Source organism: Furfurilactobacillus milii (genome assembly GCF_009864005.1).
Classification (GTDB): domain Bacteria; phylum Bacillota; class Bacilli; order Lactobacillales; family Lactobacillaceae; genus Furfurilactobacillus; species Furfurilactobacillus rossiae_B.
The window spans coordinates 227,778-247,433 of record NZ_WEZQ01000001.1 but is presented as its reverse complement, the minus strand read 5'-3'; the positions used below and the strand labels follow the sequence as shown (position 1 = coordinate 247,433).

Annotated in this window: 21 protein-coding genes and 1 tRNA gene; 6 read left to right on the top strand and 16 right to left on the bottom strand. The window is 41.6% G+C overall.

Annotated elements, in window-relative coordinates; translation table 11 throughout:
* Nucleotides 1-5: 5 nt before the first annotated feature.
* Nucleotides 6-398 carry a winged helix-turn-helix transcriptional regulator gene (locus GB993_RS01095; RefSeq protein ID WP_161002737.1) on the bottom strand — a complete coding sequence of 131 codons (393 nt, stop codon included), beginning with the start codon at nt 396-398 and terminating at the stop codon, nt 6-8.
* Nucleotides 399-639: 241 nt separating this feature from the next.
* Here GB993_RS01095 and GB993_RS01090 point away from each other — a divergent pair, with 241 nt between their 5' ends.
* The 3 genes from GB993_RS01090 (at nt 640) to GB993_RS01080 (ending at nt 3,354) form a co-directional block, all read left to right on the top strand.
* Nucleotides 640-1,275, top strand: a complete 636-nt coding sequence (locus GB993_RS01090) for an HAD family hydrolase (protein WP_161002736.1) — start codon at nt 640-642, stop codon at nt 1,273-1,275.
* Between the two features lie 54 nt (nt 1,276-1,329).
* A complete protein-coding gene (locus GB993_RS01085) occupies nt 1,330-1,806 on the top strand; it encodes a GNAT family N-acetyltransferase (protein ID WP_161002735.1) in 477 nt (158 codons plus the stop codon).
* 192 nt (nt 1,807-1,998) lie between these two features.
* Nucleotides 1,999-3,354: a threonine/serine exporter family protein gene (locus tag GB993_RS01080; protein ID WP_161002734.1), complete on the top strand. Its 1,356-nt coding sequence runs from the start codon at nt 1,999-2,001 to the stop codon at nt 3,352-3,354.
* A 121-nt stretch (nt 3,355-3,475) separates the two neighbouring features.
* On the opposite strand, the gene GB993_RS01075 is transcribed toward GB993_RS01080, so the two are convergent.
* The 8 genes from GB993_RS01075 to GB993_RS01040 form a co-directional block, all read right to left on the bottom strand.
* Nucleotides 3,476-4,264, bottom strand: a complete 789-nt coding sequence (locus GB993_RS01075) for an MBL fold metallo-hydrolase (protein WP_161002825.1) — start codon at nt 4,262-4,264, stop codon at nt 3,476-3,478.
* Between the two features lie 145 nt (nt 4,265-4,409).
* On the bottom strand, nt 4,410-5,321 hold the full coding sequence (locus tag GB993_RS01070; protein ID WP_161002733.1) for a two-component system regulatory protein YycI: 912 nt from the start codon (nt 5,319-5,321) through the stop codon (nt 4,410-4,412).
* A 14-nt stretch (nt 5,322-5,335) separates the two neighbouring features.
* On the bottom strand, nt 5,336-6,664 hold the full coding sequence (locus GB993_RS01065) for a YycH family regulatory protein (protein WP_161002732.1): 1,329 nt from the start codon (nt 6,662-6,664) through the stop codon (nt 5,336-5,338).
* A complete protein-coding gene (gene walK / locus GB993_RS01060; protein ID WP_161002731.1) occupies nt 6,654-8,507 on the bottom strand; it encodes a cell wall metabolism sensor histidine kinase WalK in 1,854 nt (617 codons plus the stop codon). Before walK ends, GB993_RS01065 begins: the two co-directional genes overlap by 11 nt.
* A 26-nt stretch (nt 8,508-8,533) precedes the next feature.
* A complete protein-coding gene (gene yycF / locus GB993_RS01055; RefSeq protein ID WP_017262496.1) occupies nt 8,534-9,244 on the bottom strand; it encodes a response regulator YycF in 711 nt (236 codons plus the stop codon).
* 107 nt (nt 9,245-9,351) lie between these two features.
* Nucleotides 9,352-9,597, bottom strand: coding sequence for a hypothetical protein (locus GB993_RS01050; protein ID WP_161002730.1), 246 nt, complete (start codon nt 9,595-9,597; stop codon nt 9,352-9,354).
* Nucleotides 9,585-9,914, bottom strand: coding sequence for a TMEM175 family protein (locus GB993_RS01045; protein WP_161002729.1), 330 nt, complete (start codon nt 9,912-9,914; stop codon nt 9,585-9,587). The genes GB993_RS01050 and GB993_RS01045 overlap by 13 nt, the downstream gene beginning before the upstream one ends.
* 49 nt (nt 9,915-9,963) lie before the next feature.
* Nucleotides 9,964-10,965: a helix-turn-helix transcriptional regulator gene (locus GB993_RS01040; RefSeq protein WP_161002728.1), complete on the bottom strand. Its 1,002-nt coding sequence runs from the start codon at nt 10,963-10,965 to the stop codon at nt 9,964-9,966.
* 145 nt (nt 10,966-11,110) lie between these two features.
* Between GB993_RS01040 and GB993_RS01035 the strand changes: the two genes are divergently transcribed.
* Nucleotides 11,111-11,524 carry a nuclear transport factor 2 family protein gene (locus GB993_RS01035; RefSeq protein ID WP_017262493.1) on the top strand — a complete coding sequence of 138 codons (414 nt, stop codon included), beginning with the start codon at nt 11,111-11,113 and terminating at the stop codon, nt 11,522-11,524.
* A 135-nt stretch (nt 11,525-11,659) separates the two neighbouring features.
* A tRNA-Lys gene (locus GB993_RS01030) sits at nt 11,660-11,732 on the top strand.
* Nucleotides 11,733-12,189: 457 nt separating this feature from the next.
* Here GB993_RS01030 and GB993_RS01025 read toward each other — a convergent pair.
* Entirely contained in the window at nt 12,190-13,113 is a 924-nt protein-coding gene (locus GB993_RS01025) for an oxidoreductase (protein WP_161002727.1), read from the bottom strand.
* A gap of 120 nt (nt 13,114-13,233) precedes the next feature.
* On the opposite strand from GB993_RS01025, the gene GB993_RS01020 reads away from it, so the two are divergent.
* On the top strand, nt 13,234-13,767 hold the full coding sequence (locus tag GB993_RS01020; protein WP_161002726.1) for a TetR/AcrR family transcriptional regulator: 534 nt from the start codon (nt 13,234-13,236) through the stop codon (nt 13,765-13,767).
* A 169-nt stretch (nt 13,768-13,936) separates the two neighbouring features.
* Here GB993_RS01020 and GB993_RS01015 read toward each other — a convergent pair whose 3' ends face one another.
* The 6 genes from GB993_RS01015 to GB993_RS00990 all read right to left on the bottom strand — a co-directional run bounded on the left by GB993_RS01015 (nt 13,937) and on the right by GB993_RS00990 (nt 19,517).
* Nucleotides 13,937-15,679, bottom strand: a complete 1,743-nt coding sequence (locus GB993_RS01015; RefSeq protein ID WP_161002725.1) for a zinc ribbon domain-containing protein — start codon at nt 15,677-15,679, stop codon at nt 13,937-13,939.
* Between the two features lie 24 nt (nt 15,680-15,703).
* Nucleotides 15,704-16,279, bottom strand: a complete 576-nt coding sequence (locus tag GB993_RS01010) for a hypothetical protein (RefSeq protein ID WP_161002724.1) — start codon at nt 16,277-16,279, stop codon at nt 15,704-15,706.
* A gap of 34 nt (nt 16,280-16,313) precedes the next feature.
* A complete protein-coding gene (locus tag GB993_RS01005; RefSeq protein WP_161002723.1) occupies nt 16,314-16,616 on the bottom strand; it encodes a zinc-ribbon domain-containing protein in 303 nt (100 codons plus the stop codon).
* 14 nt (nt 16,617-16,630) lie between these two features.
* Nucleotides 16,631-17,467, bottom strand: a complete 837-nt coding sequence (locus GB993_RS01000) for a zinc ribbon domain-containing protein (RefSeq protein WP_161002722.1) — start codon at nt 17,465-17,467, stop codon at nt 16,631-16,633.
* 395 nt (nt 17,468-17,862) lie between these two features.
* Nucleotides 17,863-18,600, bottom strand: coding sequence for an L-ribulose-5-phosphate 4-epimerase (locus GB993_RS00995; RefSeq protein WP_161002721.1), 738 nt, complete (start codon nt 18,598-18,600; stop codon nt 17,863-17,865).
* A 44-nt stretch (nt 18,601-18,644) separates the two neighbouring features.
* A complete protein-coding gene (locus tag GB993_RS00990; RefSeq protein ID WP_161002720.1) occupies nt 18,645-19,517 on the bottom strand; it encodes an L-ribulose-5-phosphate 3-epimerase in 873 nt (290 codons plus the stop codon).
* Between the last annotated feature and the right edge of the window lie 139 nt (nt 19,518-19,656).

Genomic DNA, 19,656 nt, shown 5'->3' with positions numbered 1-19,656 from the left:
TTAATTTAACCAACTTGATTCAAAATATCTGCGTAACCGCTATGATCAGGATTTAAAATTTCAACGGGTTCGCCGGCTTCGTTTAACTGCTCAATTCTTCGTTCGCCCCACACAGACATTTGAACCAGAATACCACCCAATGTTTTGCCAAACTCCGTTAAATCATACGTCACACAGAACGGCGCCTTCGTGCCATGAACATGGCGAACGATGATGCCATCGCCTTCTAGCTCACGCAGTTGTTGGGTCAGCACTTTTTGGGTAATGTCAGGGATTTCACGTCGTAACTCACTGCTGCGTTGTTGACCCTTGCCCAAATGGCACAAAATAATCGGTTTCCACTTACCACCAATCACTTCTAACGTTGCTTCAACCCCAATATTGTATGTCTTTGCCATTCTTAGACCTCCTCAACCATCATCGGTTGTTCACCAGTCTACAGGCTTCAACTTCACGTGTGAAGTAGGTACTTTTGGGTAACCTAGCCATGAACTTAACTGAAGTGTTCAATTTGCTGGCGACTAGCTGGCTTAGAAAGTTTTCACTGAAGATTACAATCTAACCTAATTAGAATCCTGACAGTGAGTAACGTATACTTATGGTACTGAGCGTTTCAAACGAACACTACTGGAGGTTCATATGTATAAAACATTAATTTATGATTTTGACGGCACTATCGGCGACACACTACCAATTTGCATCGCTGCTTTCAAAAAAGCGGTGACCCCCTTTTTAGATCGTGACATTTCTGACGAAGAAATTGTCTCGACGTTTGGCCCCAGTGAAGAGGGTACGATTCAGGCTTTAATTCCTGATCACTTCGACGAAGGAATTCACGCTTATTGGCAAGCTTACAAAGAACTGCAATACATGGCTCCTAAAGCATTTGACGGCATTCCGGAATTGCTTGATGACACTGCTAAAGCTGGTTTTCAAAACATCCTTGTTACTGGTAAAGCTCGCACCAGCGCCGATATTTCACTTGAACAATACGGACTCACAAAAGATTTCAAAATGATTCTGACAGGTTCTCCAAAAGGACCTAACAAACCTGAAAATATTGTCAAAGCCCTGAAAGAAACTGGCACTGATGCGTCTGATGCTCTCTACGTCGGTGATGCGCCAAGCGATATCACATCCGCTCACGCAGCTAACATTAAGATTGCTGCCGCACTTTGGGGTAGCATCATTGAACCAGAAAAAGTGGCTGCGTTGAAGCCTGACTATACGTGTCATAGTGTGGCTGACTTCCGACAGATTGTGTTGCCGGAATAAGTGCACTAGTTGTCGTTTAAATGCACACTCATTTTTTCAGAAACATGAGTAATAATGGAAAACGAATTTCAATTGGTCGATGACCAACAATTAATTATCATTCAGCAAATGTATAAACTTGCCTTTAAACAGTTGTTCGAAAAATATCACGATAAATACACTAATCCATACATGGAAACGCTTGAAACCTTGCGAAAAAAGTCCGAGCAACCTAATAGTGCCTACTATCTGTTTCACATACACAAAAAGAATGTGGGTATGTTTCGACTCACTACCGATTCTTCCATGTCACTGGGAAGAATTTCACCATTACTTATTTTGCCCGATTTTCAAGGACACGGTTATGCTCAGAAGATGTTGAAAGATGTTGAATCTCAATTTCCATCTATTCATCATTGGTCTCTTGATACGATTAAAGAAGAAAAGAAGTTAGTTTCTCTATACCAAAAAGCAGGTTATACAAGATTGCCAAACAAAGAAAAAACTATTAGCGGTAACATGCACATCATTTACTTTACGAGAGACATTTAATAACACAAATAGCGGATTAACCAAATTTTATTTTGTTTGGCTAATCCGCTATTTGTTTCACGTGGAACGGTCGACCTTTTATTTACACTACAGCATTTTTGTCATATTACTTTCGGAAAAAGTTGCAGATTAGACCAATACTGGCATAATTAAAACTATATCTGAATTATTTCAGTCATTATGGGGGAAAGCATGGATAAAGATAATCATACGGGTTCTACGTCAGATGTGCCGCTATCAAGACGACATCACATGAAAATCCCGTGGAAGGATCTGATTGAGGACAATGATGTTGAGGCTCGTGATGCCAGCTTGCAAGAACGGGCATCCATTGTCGGCCGAATTGGCATCACGATGTTGTCCTGTGGTACTGGGGCTTGGCGAGTCAGAGAAGCAATGAACACGGTCGCCAGATCCTTAAAACTAACCTGTTCTGCTGACATCAGCTTAATCTCGATTTCATATACTTGTTTCAGCGATGAGCACAGTTACACACAGGTGTTATCCTTGCCAAGCACCGGTGTTAACACCGACAAATTAAACATTCTAGAGGAAATGGTCAAGAACTTTAATAACGATTTCTCGTTCTTGCCAGTTAAGAAAATTCATCAGTTCATTGATAAAGTTCAACAACGACCAAAACAATATTCGCCATTAGTTTCTGGTTTGGCTGCCGCAATTGCCTGTGCATCATTTATATTTTTGCTAGGTGGCGGTATTCCTGAAATGATCTGTACCTTCATTGGTGCGGGACTTGGCAATTTTGTTCGGGCTCTGATGGGTAAACATTCCATTACAGTAATTGCTAGCATTGCAGTTAGTGTCGCCGTCGCTTGTCTAACCTATATGTTTGCTTTCCGAATTTTCGAAATGTATTTCCATGTCCTAGCGTTACACGAAGCCGGCTATATTGGCGCGCTCCTCTTCGTGATTCCAGGATTTCCGTTTATTACCAGCATGCTGGATATTTCCAAGCTGGACATGCGTTCTGGTCTAGAACGGCTAGCTTACGCAATCATGATCACGCTGGTCGCAACATTAGTGGGTTGGTTAGTGGCCACAATTTTTGGATTTAAACCTGCCAACTTCTTGCCACTTGGATTATCTCCATTAGTATTAATGCTATTACGTTTGCCAGCTAGTTTTTTCGGGGTTTACGGATTCTCGATTATGTTTAACAGTTCTCAGAAAATGGCGATTACTGCTGGACTGATTGGCGCCGTAGCAAACACACTCCGACTAGAACTGGTCGACTTAACAAACATTCCACCAGCATCTGCCGCATTCTTTGGGGCTCTTGTAGCAGGTCTGATTGCTTCAGTGGTTAATCGGTTCAATGGTTACCCACGAATTTCTTTGACTGTGCCTTCGATTGTTATCATGGTTCCTGGCTTGTACATTTATCGGGCCGTCTTTAACATCGGCAGTAATCAGATTGCGGTTGGCTCCCTATGGCTGACAAAAGCAATTTTGATCATTATGTTCCTGCCATTAGGGTTGTTTGTGGCGCGAGCCATCCTAGATAAGAGTTGGCGTCATTTCGACTAAAAACACCTTTATGTGCATCAATCAAAAACAGCTATCAATTCTCGGCATAATGAAATGTCGATAATTGATAGCTGTTTTACTGTTGTCACTTATTCAAACAAAACTGTTTCATGTGTAACTTTTACAAAGTCATCAAATTCGTTGCTGAATCGGGATCCGTATCTAAAATACGGAAATCATGTTCAACACCAAAATCATGTTCTTCCATCATGGACGCGACCGTTAAGTGAGCCAACGTTTTCATGTTGTTTTCTTTACTCAAGTGGCCAAGAAAAATTCGTTTGGTCCGGTTTCCCAGCACCTGCATCAAGGCATTAGCGCCATCTTCGTTGGACAAGTGACCCGTATCACTCAAAATCCGTTGTTTTAATGGCCACGGGTACCCGCCCATTCGCAACATTTCCATGTCGTGATTACATTCAAATAGATAGGCGTCTGCGTTTTTAATCACACCAGCCATTCGTTCAGACACATAACCCGTGTCTGTTAAAATCACAAATGATTTGCCGTTAGAATGTAATTCGTAAAATTGAGGGTCCACAGCATCGTGTGACACTGGAAAGCTTTGAACATCCAGGTCGCCCATCGACTGAATTTCACCGGCCTCAAGATCAAACTTTTGTTCCAACGGAATTTTGCCAACCTTGCCAGAAATAGCATCCCATGTTTTTTCGTTTGCATACACGTTAATGCCATATTTTCGCGCCAGAACACCAACACTCTTGGAATGATCGGTATGTTCGTGCGTTACAAATAAACTGTCGACATCGTTCAAATCACGCCCAATTTGATGCATCAGCTCATTAATCTTTTTCCCGGAGAGTCCGGCATCGACTAAGACCTTATGCGTGGGCGTTTCGATATATGTTGTGTTGCCAGTACTTCCGCTGGCCAGCACACTAATCTTCATTTCGTCAGTATCTGTAGATACTGCGTTTAAGGAATGCGGATTACTTAAATCAATCACAGAGCCATCTCCATTATTTATGTCCAAATAAAAACTACCACTCATCGTAACATGAAATGCGTGGTAGTTTTAGTGCTGCAATCATAATTTAATTTCCAGTGGTCGCTGTGTCATCTTCATTATCCACGGTAATGCTTGATGTACTGCTACTGCTGCCTGAGGAACTACTGCTATTTGTCACCTGAGTTGTTGAATCTGTCGATTTCATAACAGCGCCGGTAAACGCGTTGACCCGCTTGATGACCACGTTATCCGTGTTCTTCGACTTCAAGGCAATGAACCAGGTTGGCACGTACACATTATTATCCGATACGCGTAGCAAACGTGAGTAAGCCAGTTTAGACCACAATACCTTCGTGCTGTTTGGCAATTCGTTGTACTGGTATAACCAAATCAATGCCTTTTGTTGGCTAATGGTGGTTGTTTTTTCGCGAAGTGGTTCAGCCTGAATGACATAACTCTGTGTGTAACTAATCACCTGATTTTTAGCACCGATGCGGAAACGCAATTGACCAGAAGGCGCCATAATCGTGCCGGATGGAACTTTCTGAACATAGACTACTTCGTTGGCAGAAACTTTAGAAAGTTCCGCGCTGTAAACATATTCATCTCCGGCTGTGACGTTGGCATTGCTCTTAACAAACCGGTTCAATTGCGTTTGTGGCTTTTTAGGACTAACCGTCAATGTCTGATGCAGATAGCTGGTCATTTCAGTAGCGTTAAAACGGAGATCCTGGTAGGTTAAATTATCAACACCTGCGCGCAAGCGTGAGAGGCCAGACTTTGCGGATACATAATAACCTTCCGCCTCTTTAGACGAGGGAGTAGTAAACGTAATGCCATCATTTTTCATTTCACGAAGAATGGTGGTCGCATTATTCGCGTTTCGTTGTGAGGATTCCGTTACGGTTGAATCACTCTTCTGCCAAGTTACAAACAAAAAAGTATTAATGGCTACAAAGGCCACAATAAAAATCCATTGAATTCTGCGAAAATCCATACTGCCCCTCCTTCCTACTGGGTACCGCCGCCATTAAGCAGATCCGTATATAGTTGCCACTTACCACTCGTGTAAACGTAATAAGTCGGTTGTAGATCCACAACCTGTTTGGAATCGTAATTATTTTCCCATTGATAGCCGAGCACAATATCTTTAATTTTGTTTTTCGAAATACCAGCCGCCTCAAGTTGTGCCATCACTGTCGATGTTGCTGGCAACGTCACGTTACTATTAGAATCTGTTGGCAGTGGCACCTGAAGATTGGTCAACGTAAAGTCAATTTCTTCGGTACCAGACTTTTTGTTTTTGACCTGAACCGCGCCAAAATCCGTTTGGTTAAAGATTGGAAATCCTTCAACAAACGAACGGTAGGTTACTTCCCGACCATTGTTTTCATTATCAAAATACCGTATAGAATCCAACGGCATGCCAGTGCTGCTCAGCCCAGCAAACGAAGTCTTTAGGTTTCTGCCTAAATCACGAGAAATTGAATTCTTAGCGTTGTAGTTTTCAAACATGACTGCGCCCGTCTTATCGTTTACGGTCATCCGTTTGTACGCACCGTCAAAATAAATCGTGTGACCATCATGACGCTGAACACTGACGGAAGTGGCTTCTCCAGAATTCAGCAACGACGTAACAAAAAAGTTTGCGCTCTGTTCACCAATAAGGTAACTGTATTTAGGAATATGAACTTCATTAGTATAGTAAGTTAGCGTATGATCCTTTGACGTAATCTGCTCAACTGGATAACGCTTGTCCCCCTTGGCAATCACGCGACGAACCTTGCTCAATTGCTGTTTGGAAACACTAATTTTGTAAATCGTTAGGTCGTTATCATTCAGCAGGTACAGCTCACCTGGTTTCGTCGTTGAAAACAGAATCCGTGAGAACTTAGCAGTGGGCGACATAAGCAATCGTTGATCATAAGAACTGTTAAAAATAGAGCGGCCAATGCTATCGGCGTAACTTAACTGCACTGTGTTCTTTTGATTCAGCAATTTTTGATAGGCGTCTTTATCCTTTTGGCTAACCTTGCGAAAATTCGTCATGCGCCAATTCTTAACTTCGTTTTTAACGGTGGTGACCAAATTAATTTTGGGATTATAAATTGATTCAGCGTGTCCGCGCGAATCCGTCACGATTACCTGCGTTGGCAAGTAAATATCATCAATGGACCGGGTCGATACTGTTGAATGAGCCGACCGGGTCGATGAAGTAGCAGTCCTAGCGCGATCAAAACGGGCCGGATTAATCCAAATTAGTAGTGATAAAACAACACTGAGTCCGATCAACAACGTTAGTGCGACCGGTAATAAACCATTTCTTAGTCTAGTCCACATCCCAGTCATCCTCCTCAAATTGCTCGAATGGCAGTGAAATATAGAACGTGGAACCCTTGCCTTCGGTACTATCAACCCAGATTCTACCGCCCAGCATCTGAATAACTTCCTTCGAGATGGCTAGTCCTAGTCCTGTACCACCTTGAGCACGGGAACGGGCCTTATCAACTCGGTAAAATCGGTCAAAGATGTGAGTCAGATCCTTATGTGGAATACCTAATCCCTGATCGGAAATACTCATGATGACCTGGTTATGCGTCTCTAGTAAACGACAAGTAATCACACCACCATCTGGCGAGTACTTGATTGCATTATTCATGATATTATCGACCACTTGTGTAAACCGATCAGTATCGATTTCAACCCATAAGTCTTTGTCGGTAAAGTCGCGCTCAATTCGATAATGCTTTTCGGGATTGTCATCCGTTTTTATCATCATGTCAAAACGATTTAAAATATAGTTGAACAGTTCGTTCAAATTGACCGTTTCCATTTCAAGTTTAGTGGTTCCAGAATCCATCCGGCTAAGGGCTAACAGATCATTGACCATCCGGATCATCCGTTCCGTTTCATCTTGAGCGACCTTCAAAAAGCCAGGGGCAACTTTTTTATCTTCCCAAGCGCCATCGACTAAAGCATCGATGTATGAGCGGACGGAGGTTAACGGTGTCCGCAATTCGTGAGAAACATTCGAAACAAACTGCTTACGGTCTTCGTCTTCCTTTTGCTGTTCAGTTACATCATGAAGAACACAAACCAGCCCTGAAATGAACCCAGATTCACGTTGAATCAGTGAGAACGTCGCATGCAAGATCAGATCACGGCCCTCTTCTGATAAATCAAGAGCGACCTCATCTTGGCTTTCCAGCAGCTCCCGGAGCGTATACTGATCACGAATATGCAGAATATCTAGGATAGATGTGCCTTCCGCTTCTATTTCATCAACGTTCAAGAAATCGCGAGCTGCCGAGTTGATGATATTAATGTTTCCGCGTCGATCGGTGGCGATGACCCCGTCACTCATATGGGCCAGCACCGAATCCAACCGGCGTCGCTCAGCCTCTGTGGACTCCTGCGCTTCTTCAACACGCACAGAAAGGTTATTAACCGCACTGGCCAATTGACCTAGCTCATCGGTTCCATAGACACGCACTTGACCAGAATAGTCACCTTGAGCAATTTGAACCGTTTGTCGCTTCATTTCGTCAATTGGGCGAGTTATTGCCCGGGAAATAACAATCGACATGATCAAACATAAAATGATAGCGACCGCCGCTGCGGACAGGTAAATCAACGTGATGTTATTAATGTTCTGATAAACACCTTCTAGTGAGGCACGAATGTAAAGCACCCCAACCAGCGTGTTCCCGTTATTACCCGAGGAACTTAACAACGGCACAATCGAAACGTAGTACCGATTATTATCGCGAGCATCGTAAACATCTCGTTGATAGGAACGATTGTTGTAAATTGCGTTCTTAACATTACTATCCGTGGTCTTCTGGCCAACAATCGTTTGATCGTTGACATTACTGGTACCACGGACTGTTCCTTTGTTATCGATAACGCGAATTTCAGTGATATTTGCGTTATTCACTTCGGATAAAATGCTACGGATTCTCGTATTGGCAGCTGTAGTATTACTGCGTATTAACTGGTCAGATAATGAATTATCAATATAAGCTGACAATTGAATCTGCTGTCTAAACGTACTCAAGTTCTGCTGTTCCAATTGGCGTACGAAAAAAGCCCCGACGACTTCCAGCGTAATCAATAGCATCAGGGCAAAAATGAGCGCAATTTTAAAATTAATTGATTGGAAAAAACGAATCTTTTTGTTCACAATCCAAACTGCTCCTAGTTTTTAACTTAATCTGTTTCTGGGTTGCGTAAGTAATAACCGACACCCCGGCGGGTAACTAACCAAGCTGGGTGACTTGGTGTATCTTCAACTTTTTCACGCAATCGTCTCATCGTAACATCGACAGTCCGGACATCACCGAAATAGTCATAGCCCCAAACCGTTTGTAACAAGTGTTCACGTGTCATAACCTGACCGATGTGCTGAGCAAGGTAGTACAGCAATTCAAATTCACGGTGGGTCAACTCGATGTCATCCCCACGTTTGGAAACCATGTAGGCATCTGGATCGATTTTTAGATCGCCGACTTCAATTGAGTTGGATTCATTTTCCGCAGCAGCAGAATTTTTAACCACTGTATCCTGCCGGCGTAAATTGGCCTTCACACGGGCAACCAGCTCACGGTTTGAGAATGGTTTCGTGACGTAATCATCAGCACCCAGTTCCAATCCCAGAACCTTATCGATTTCAGAATCCTTGGCCGTAACCATAATGATTGGCGTGGTGTACTTAGTCCGAACACGACGGGCAACTTCCAGCCCATCAATTTTAGGCAACATTAAATCAAGTAATATCAAATCTGGCTGTTCATCATCAACTTTGGCAATTGCTTCTTCGCCATCAGCCGCCGTAACAACGTCGTAGCCCTCTTTTTCAAGGTTGAATTTGATAATATCAGAGATTGGTTTTTCATCATCAACAACAAGAATTTTACTCATGTAAACATATCCTCCATTGGAGTTAAGTAATTGAATACGAATTTCATATAAAACGTCGCTCAAGACTATGAGCAACCTCTACTATTATATCACAGCCACTAAATTGACTAACGATGCACGCGTCGAAGCGGAATTAACCATATGATGACGTTTAAAATCATTGATAACAACGCAAACGGTGGAAAAAAGAACGTAATGATGATCATCAAAACATTAATAATCAAGGACCACTGGTTTCTTCTCTCGGAATCGGCCGATATGCCCTCTTTAGTAGACAGTTGATTAGCGTGTTGAACAGCATGGTTCAAGATGATAAACGAAATATTAAACGGCAAGACAATCAATGCGTACAATGCCGCACTCGGTCTAGCAAAGATGTCCGTCCCATACCAGCCGTTACCGCAGGAATTAAGGACATCCAAAACAGCCAATTCATGTTTGCCCACAAAACATGTGCATCCGTTTTTTCGACTGCAGCAAACATCTGATGATGGAAGTTCCAAATTTCGGCAATCATTAGAAAACTAGCGACGTACACGACAAACGGCATTCGCATTTGCCACAACGCGGCCCAAGTGTGTTGTTCGGGCAATTTTAGATCCAAAACTAGAATGGTAATAATGATAGCAACAACGCCATCAGTAAATGCCTCTATTCGTGACTTTGACATGTGTTTACAGCCTCCATGTCAGAGTTTAACAGATTCAGCGTGCTTGTCGTTAACGATCCTGTTGTTGGCGCTGATATTCATGTGGTGTCAGCCCAACATACTGTTTAAACACTTTGGCAAAATGGCTCTGATCACCAAAATGCAGCTGATAGCAGACTTCCGTCACACTCTGCTGAAGTAATAGTGTTTTAGCCACCGTCACCTTACGCATCAAAATGTACTGTTTCAGCGTCCACCCCGTTTGCTGGTGAAAGTGCCTGGTAATGTAATCTGGGGACAGTTGCATCCGTTTGGCAACATCCACAACACGCAGGCGAGTTTCTATATGTACATTGATATCCTTCACAATCTGGTTCACCAAGTGATCTCCACTGAGGCGAGAACTATGATCGCGACGCCGCTCAAACGCCACCACCAACTGTCCTGCCAGTTTTGCGCTAGTCATATCATCATTGCGGACATCCTGCCACCATTGACTGACAATCTCCGTAAAGTGGCGTAAACGTCCGTTTACTGTCAATTGATGCCCCACAAACAGTCCTGCAATCAGCGTTAGCCCGATCAGATGTTGGGGTCTCGGCGTAACTTTGACAAAATGTGTTTTAACAAAGTTGCTTAAAACTTCCCAGTTTTCCTTGGCAATTGCTTGAATCAACGTGTGCGCAGGTTCTGTGTGAAACGGCTCAAGTCTGGCTTCGCTGAGTTTCGGTACCATCAATGGTGATCTGCCTAGCAAACCGACATATAAACAGAGCGCACATAACCGTAACTGCTGTTCGTCCATATCCGAAAAGCCAACGCCGCAAACGATGACGCCTAACTCTGCCTTAAAACAAAAGGCTTGCCGATGCTTTACCGACGTGTGCTTTAACATCGTTATTTCTGTTTGTTGCACCTCTTGAACGGCCGCCTTGATTAAGGCACGATCTAGGATATCGAGGTCATTGTCTGTAACGTTTCTTTTTATGTGTCCAAGTTCGTCCAACTCAACCAGTTGAATTTTCATTAATTTAGCAATTTCTGATTCCAATAGACGCTGCTTGCTAGTCATCTTTTTTGCCTCCATATCCGCGACGGATTTCAACCATTAAGTCGCCTTTATCATATCTGAATATAAGCGAACTAATTACACTCTAAACAGTTGGTAAGGGTTAGTAATAGACGTCAGTGATTGATTACATTTAGGGGGCTTTAAAATGTTCAATATTGATGAAGTACGTTTGCAAAAACAAACAAAGCAGGAGGCCGTTAAGCATACAATTGAAACCTATTTTCAGGCATTGGATGGGGGTATGGATGCAGCTACGCTAACGAGTCTATTTTGTTCTGAATCCTTTTTACGTTTTAAAAGTCATGAACGGGCTGGTCATGCAGCCATTCTAGAAATGATTCAAACCTTACTAACAAACCCACAACACCTAACTAACATGACGATCGATGTCCCATCACTAGAATTAGTCGCACTTGTTCACGGTCATGTAGTTATCCAAGGAACTGATAATTATTCAGAACCTTATAGCTTCACGATGACACTCGTGTCGGATCGCCTGATCCGTAGCCAAGATCACAATCGTTGGTTGATTCATCGATTGAATTATCAACCTGTATAATTTGCACTAAAATTACCGCTGTAGACGAATCACTACGCCTGCAACGGCTTTGTTTTGTCATAATCTAAACTTTTTCTGAAAAACCTGTTGTCAGGGTTTGGAGCATATGATACTATATAAAAGTTGAATTGATATGGATCGCTAGCTCAGCTGGCAGAGCAACGGACTCTTAATCCGTGGGTCCAGGGTTCGATCCCCTGGCGATCCATCAAAACAATTAACCACCAATCACGCTGGCTCAGCCCGTGATTGGTGGTTTTTTCTCGTTCTCATAGATTATTGAAAAGTACTACACAACATGAAAACATAGCCAAATTGCCCATAAATAAAGGGCTACTCATCAGTGAGCAGCCCTTGAACGAAATCCTAAAAATCTAAATCTAGGTTCTCTGAGATGTAACAACAGTTTACGTTCGCGAAATCTAGCAAACTTGCCTATAAAAATGTCATTGGAAAGATAGCGAGTGATTCCGGCACTCGCTACCCGCTGGGATAGATGCTATACAGTCGGCTAGTCGCTAACTGCGATTAGCCTTTTTTATTATGTCGTAAGCCTTGGAAAACAAAACTGTTACCTTAGCAAAGACATAGACGGACACAGCTAGGACGCCAACAAGTAATGAACTGGCTGAATGTACACCAAAGATAGTCATATGAATTGCTAACTAACTAAAATCAACGTTAACTAAGCGACTTGATACATCCCATAATTTATTTGACACTTTTAAATCCATTGCTTGTTTGGCAGGTTTATCTAATTTCGGTTTGCCCCATATTTCCATTAAACCAGTTGGCCCATAAAAGTATCCACCCTTAGCTTTTGGCGAAGTAGCTGCAAACAAAGCTGATCTAGCCCCTTGACTGGGGGTCTGCAGAAAACGAAAAATTAATCGAGTATACAACGTTTTTCCTGGACCATTTTCAATTAAGTTAGTTGCAACACCACCGGGATGAACACCAATGCTTGTAATTCCCCAACCATTTGCGAGACTATGCCTTTGTAATTCAGAAGAAAACATCAAGCAAGCCAATTTAGATTGAGAATAGGCAACGTCCGGATTATAGCTTTGTTGTGATTGCAAGTCGTTAAAATTTATTCTACCAGATCGGTGTGCCATGCTGCTAACGGTAACAACACGAGCATTTCGGGTTCTGCGCAAAAGAGGAAGTAGGTGCGCGGTCAGAGCAAAATGGCCAAGATAATTCGTACCAAATTGTAATTCAAACCCATCTTTTGTGACCTGCCTATCCGGTACTGCCATCACGCCAGCATTATTGATTAAGACGTCCAGTTTTTTTAATTTCAAATTGAGTGCTTTGCTAAAACTTGCAACTGAGGATAAATCGGCCAAATCAAGTCGTTGAAACTCAATGTTTGCCTTCGGATATTTAGCCTTAATTTTTTGAACGGCCTTGGATCCTTTACTTACGTTGCGACCAGTTATGATGACATTTGCTCCAGCTCCTGCCAAAACTATCGCAGTTTCAAATCCCAGTCCTCCTGTGCCAGTAACCACAATATTCTTGCCCTTTTGAGAACCAATATCTCTTTGTGTCCATCTCTTTTTATCGTTTCTATTCTCTCTCATATAACATTATCCATCCTTTTAGCGTTACAGTTGTAACCTCTCGACATTTGCAATATACTCTGGACATTAAGGCGTTTCAAGCCTATCAGAGCGAAACGTTACAGACTGGAGCGAATTGTAATGCCAAACAAATTTAACGGGCATAGAAACGCAATCACAAAAGAAAGCATTTTTACAGCGTTAATGCAATTGATGGAGAAAAAGGACTTCCATAAAATATCTATTACTGAAACCACCGCTAAGGCCGGCGTTTCCAGAATGGCATTTTATCGAAACTATGAAACTTTAGAAGACGTCATAACGGACTATCTTGATACTTTCTTCAATGAGTACGAGCGGCAAATATCCTCGGTGGGTATAGAAAACACTCACGATATCATATTAATGTTTCTTTCTGATTTTAAATCTGAACAGCAACTGCTGGTGAACTTAATTAAATGCGATTTAACCTTTCTTCTTCTTGATAAATGTAATTCTTTCCTAGAACAAATTTGTGAAAAATCCGTATGCGATAAACTTTATTCTCCAATAAAAGAAACTTTTACAATCAAATTCTTATGTGGCGGCTTTTTTAATTTGTTAATTGAATGGGCGTCACACGACTTCAAGGAAAGCGAAGAATACTTGGCGGATTTGTTCAGTGAATACTGCTAACAGAACGCATCGTTTAACTGATTTCGGAATAATTGAATAAGTTCGTAGCTTCTTATTCGGTGACCCATTTAATTAAATAACACATGCAATTTTAAAAGCGCGTGATCAATTTAAACTGATCACGCGCTTTATTGAAAAATTCTAATAAATCATTCCGTAAAACCACAGTCTATTCGGTATGTCCGATTTTATAACTCAAATTTTGGCTAACATAACGTTGGTTCGTTTGGTACGCTTCATTATCAGTTGAATCCGTATCTGAATTACTATCATCAGAATTATCAGTCGAATCTGAGTCGCTATCCGAAGAGTCTGAGCTGGAATCATCGTCATTGCTGGAGTTTGAATCACTATTGGAATCCGAATCATCATCCCCCGGTGCCGACGTATCACTAATTTTCTTGGTAGCATGGATGCTCTTAATCTTACCAGCGCTGCCAGTACCATCGAGTACAGCTACGTACTGGAAAACCTGTGTATGTGAAGCACCACTGTCACCGTAAAACTTGTACTTCACGTTATAGGTGGCCTTTGTTTCAGCGTTCTTATTAGGCACTACGTGGAAGTCTTGGACAGTGAAGTTTACACTACTGATCTTTTTATCGTTATTGTAGTTCTTAGCCATGCTAACAATATCTTTGTACTGTTGGCTCGACGTGCCATCGTCAAACAGAGAAGCAAGGTCAGAAGGAACATCACCACTAGCTGACAGTAAGTCCATATCTGTAAAGACGTCAGAAATTAAATTATGAGCATCATCATGAGACATCACTCCTGGGAAACTGACAGATACTTCTTCATCTTCGTCTGAATCACGAATTTTGCGTTGATTAGACGTAGCCTTCCCACCGTCGCCGCTGTAAACCATCGTTAATTCCATGTCATTAGACCACGGAATGTCCTGAAGATACAGGGAGCCTGTATTATCTAGGTTGCCATATGATTTGTTGTTGATCCTAACCTCAGCACCAGGATAACCTTTTGCTGTGAAGGAAATCGTCTTTAACTCTAGATAAACATCGCTAGCATTACTTGGCGTAAGCCAATAGTTACCGTCATTTTTCATGTGGTGCCCATGAACATTTCCCTCAGCCGTCAATTCGTACTGCCCGGCAATATATGGACCAAAGCTATGCGAAACGCTCGTCATTGTGGTTTTATATGCATGTTGACCGTTGACAGTCAATTTGATATTCGGTTGATTGGTTCGTAACTTAGCCGAAAAAGTTTTGGCCTTGATTTTATATCGTGGGAATAGTAACCATGCCCGTCCAGAAGGGGTAAACGAATACGCGCCATCTTCGGTCACACCATTATTTTTGAGTTGTGACTCAAACTGCTTCATCCCCGAGGGTTTATTTTTCAATTCCTTGATCAAGGGTTGCAAACTTTTGTGACTCAGTTTGAATTGTTTATCAGAAACCGCAAAGTTTTTCGCTAAATTCTTATCGTTCTTTTTAACAGAGGTCATTGCGCGCTTCAATTGATTATCTTGGGAATAGTAGTTTTTGCCAAACATATATCCACCGGCTAAGATAATAAGCACAATGGCGGCCGTAATCCACGGCCATTTTTTTGTTTTTTTAGTTCTTCGCGTTGGTGTTGAACTGACAGCTGATGGTTTTGGTTTAGAGTCAGCCTGTGACTGAACAGGCTGACTTGCTTCTCTAGTGCCAGTGTGAAGCACACTATTGCTCTGGCCACCTGTCTGATTTGGCTGATTGAAACGATTACCAGACTTAGGAGCAGTCGACGCACTAGCCGGTTGGCTTGTTTGATTGTCGTTACCGGTATTCTTTTTTGACGCCTTATAGTTAGCAATGTTAAATCCACAATTGCCACAGAATAGCGCGCCTGGTTTTAATTTTGCACCACAATTTGGGCAGAACTGTAGTGAATCTTGTTGAGCCATGAGTTGATCCTTTCCTTGTTTTATTTAGTTCAAATAATGCATATTTTCTATGCGTGTAACTTCCTGGTTAAACTTCGCGCCATTTGGCATTGTTTTAACCTTTTTGCTTGAAATTGCAGCATCGAAATCAAAACTAGGCTTATGAATATCTAGGAGTCGTAAATGTTTTGTCCCATAAAAATAGTGAACAATTTGCTGACGCGAATTAAAGTTCTTTTGGCCTTTGAAATTCTTTGACCATCCCATTGTTTCCACTTTGCCCTTGAAGGTGGCCCCAGCTGCAGACTTATCAGACACTCCAAGCGACTTAATCAAGTTAATTTCAGCCTTATCATTCTTTGGCAATCCTTTTTGTATACTTGCGAATTGTTCTGGACAATAAAGCTTCGTTAAATATTGCCCGTCATTGTAATCTAGCTGCAACTGCGATCCTTTTTTATGAATCGGAATACGGCTCGAAACTAAAAATATTTGATTATTATTGTCCGACGGCACCGCAACAGTCACCATATTGATGAAATGATCATTAATTTGAATATATGTCTTAGGAATAAACTTAAGCGTATAACTCTCTGGCGCGGCATCATAATCATGTGGCATTGAGTAAATGTCATAGCGATTTCCATAATATTGTTTAGCTCCGAAAACTCCTGCCCCCAATAAGCACGATTAGACCAACAATCAACGCGACTAGCTTTCCTCTAGTAAGTTTTCCATGTCGGTGGGGCTTTCTGGTTTGTTTAGTAGCCTGTTGTTGTGTTGCTGATCCTTGACTCATCGTTGCTTGCTGAACATCTGTCCCATTATTGCTCGGAGCCGCCTCTACGCTATTTGCTGAACTAGCATATTCACGATTAGCCACCCCACAATAAGGACAAAACTTAGTCGTCCGCGAAATCTGTTTGCCACAGTTTGAACAAAAGACCTTATCATCCATTTATCTATACCCCACTAGAACTGTTTAAGCAGCGTCATCAAACTTGATAAAGCGGACTGTGCGGCAATATCCGCAACGATGAATAAAAGTACATTAATAACGACTGTCGTTAAAATTGCTGTGTAAGCGGAATCGAAACTACCTGTTACACCTTGTTGTGGGGCAACGGACAACAGACAGCCACTCAACAAGATGAAAAGTTGTAAGACGACTAGAATAGTGTAAAAGCCCACGCCATTCGTTGAATTAACAGCAAACGAATCGAGAAATTGAACAACAGCTAAAACTAAAATGCTACTTGTGTAGTGAGCAAGTCTATTCGTGTAGCCTAAGAATGTTTGATCAAGATTGTGCGTAGCATAGTGGCTAAAGCAATAACTCACACCAACAAAAATGGCATAAATTACCAAGCCAACAAAGATGAATTGCATCAAAAATGACGACTTGACGCCGCTTTGAGTGCTAGCACCAAAGGCTCCTAGCATTGAAGAACCCATTTGTTCAACTCGCTGAATAACGGTGTTGAATGAAAATGCGTTAAGCAAAATAATAATTGCAAAATTGATTAATCCAAAATACTGTCCCGCACTCTCGTCATTATTAAATGGTTTCTTCAACGCATCCCATAACCATTGAAAATAATTCGTTGCATAGCCTTGAACGGCCGTAACAGTTTGGTTAGGTTGTGCTGGCGTAGATGTAGATGCGGATTGAGGTTGGCTTGGTTGTGCTGGTCTCACTTGTTTAGCAGTCCCACTCGTTTGCCCCTCAACTGGCAAAACGAAACCACACTTGGTACAAAATTTATCATCAGGAGCTATTTCGGCTCCACAATTTGGACAATACTTCATTGTCCGTCCCCCCTTTTTAATAAATAATATTTATCGAAACTCGCCTTAAAATCGAGATTGCAACTTTTAGGTTAGTTTCATATAATGAGCACTACATTTGCATTTTATAACAGAATGAAATGCACTTTATATATGCTACACTAGTATATCCTTTTTACGTTGAATATAAATAATTCATTTTCCGATTTCGAAAAAAATCCCCAACATCTCGGTCAAAAACCGATTTGTTGAGGATCTATTTGCGACGTCGATTATTTGTAATACGCAGTCGGCATCAAAATTTCACTAAAATTAAATTAGTCTTTCAAGGACTCAAACGTAATTGTCCACAATAACTGCAAAAATTTCGCATACACTAATATTTCATTTTTCCAAACAAACTCAATGTCAACTGCTTACAATGCTTGTTCTCGTTTTGCGTGATCTCCAGAATGCACACTATTCTGTCCATAATAAGCATTGCTTCCATGTTTGCGGTAATAATGCTTATCCAGTAGATACTGTGGCAATTCTGTGTTGCTCCGAGTTAGTTGTAACGTGTGATAGTCTTCTTCTGCAATAACTTCAAGTACTTTTGCATTATAAACAGCCTTCTCTGGCGTCGGACCCCATGAAAATGGCCCGTGTTGACTAACTAGTGCGGCTGGCACCGCTTCATAATCTAAACCGCGTTCTTTGAAAGTTCGGACGATTGCGTTCCCTGTATTGCCCTCATAATCTGCTTCAATTTCATCTTTCGTTAACGCATCCGCTGCCGGAACATCATCATAAAAAGTATCTGCCGCAGTTGTGTTAAGCGTCGGAATATCCATTTTAGCTGCAGCAAACGAAACCGCCCACGGTGAATGAGTATGCACGATGCCACCAATATTTGGAAAAGCATTATACAGAACCGTATGGGTAGGTGTATCACTTGACGGATTTAACTTACCTTCAACAACTTCACCCTTTAAATTCACAACCACCATATCCTCGGGTGTTAATTTCTCATAATCAACTCCAGATGGCTTAATCACAAACAGCCCCTTATCTCGATCGATGCCCGACACATTACCCCATGTAAACGTAACTAATCCTAGTTTTGGCAATTGCATGTTAGCATCGTAGACTTGCTGTTTTAACTTTTCTAACATTTTGCATTCCCCTTTAATTACCCTTTTAACTCTTGGTTGCTTGCTTAAATCTTTTCCTGCTCGATGCCAACTTTTGCAAACAGTGCATCAAAAAACGCTTTTGCATTACGGACTTCTCTAATTGGGTCGCTTGCTGACTCTGTCCACATTTCTACCGTAAAACTGCCAGAGTAGTCCAATCGTTTTAGTGTCTTTAAACACCCTTCAAAATCCACATCACCATCACCAAATGGCACTTCCTTAAATTGGCCCTTAAATGTTGGCGTTACTCTCTTGGCATCCTTTAAATGAACCGCCGCAATATCTTCAATATTGTTCTCTAAATCGTAAACTACATCATTTTCCGGCCAAGCAGAAATATTGCCTAGGTCTGGATAACCTTGCAACCACGGACTCTTTATCTGAGTTTTGACGTGTGCAATTTTCTGCATAGAATTTAAGAATGGATCATCCATTGTCTCAATTGATAGCATTACAAGCTTCTTAGCCGCCATATCTACACATTTCTGAAGGTTCTCCAGAAAAAATTCATGTGACTGTGGCGTTTTAGGCTCATAAAAAACATCATAGCCGGCTAATTGAATATTGCTTATTCCCAAATCCACCGCCAAATCGATTGCTTTTTGCATGATTTCCAATGACTTTCTTCGAACATTGGGATCTCTTGATCCCAATGGATATCGTCGATGACCAGATAACATCAACGTGTTGATCCGACTATTTGTTGCCCACATTGCCTGTCGAAACTCGGCCCGTTCTTGTTTTGACCAATCTAACCGTGATAACCGTTCGTTGCTTTCATCAATTGAAAACTCCAAAAAGTTATAACCTAAATTGTGAACCAATTTGAACTTGTCTTCCCACGACATATTCTGGGGCAATGCTTTTTCATAAATTCCTAAAGCATTAGTTGTCACGTTTTATGCCTCTCTTTCATGCATAACCGTTATGTTTTTTATGATAATTTTCTTTAGAATTAACGTTTATTTGTAAAATAAAGACGTAGTCCCATATTTTTACATGAGATTACGTCTTTTGTGTCTACCCTAGGAATAT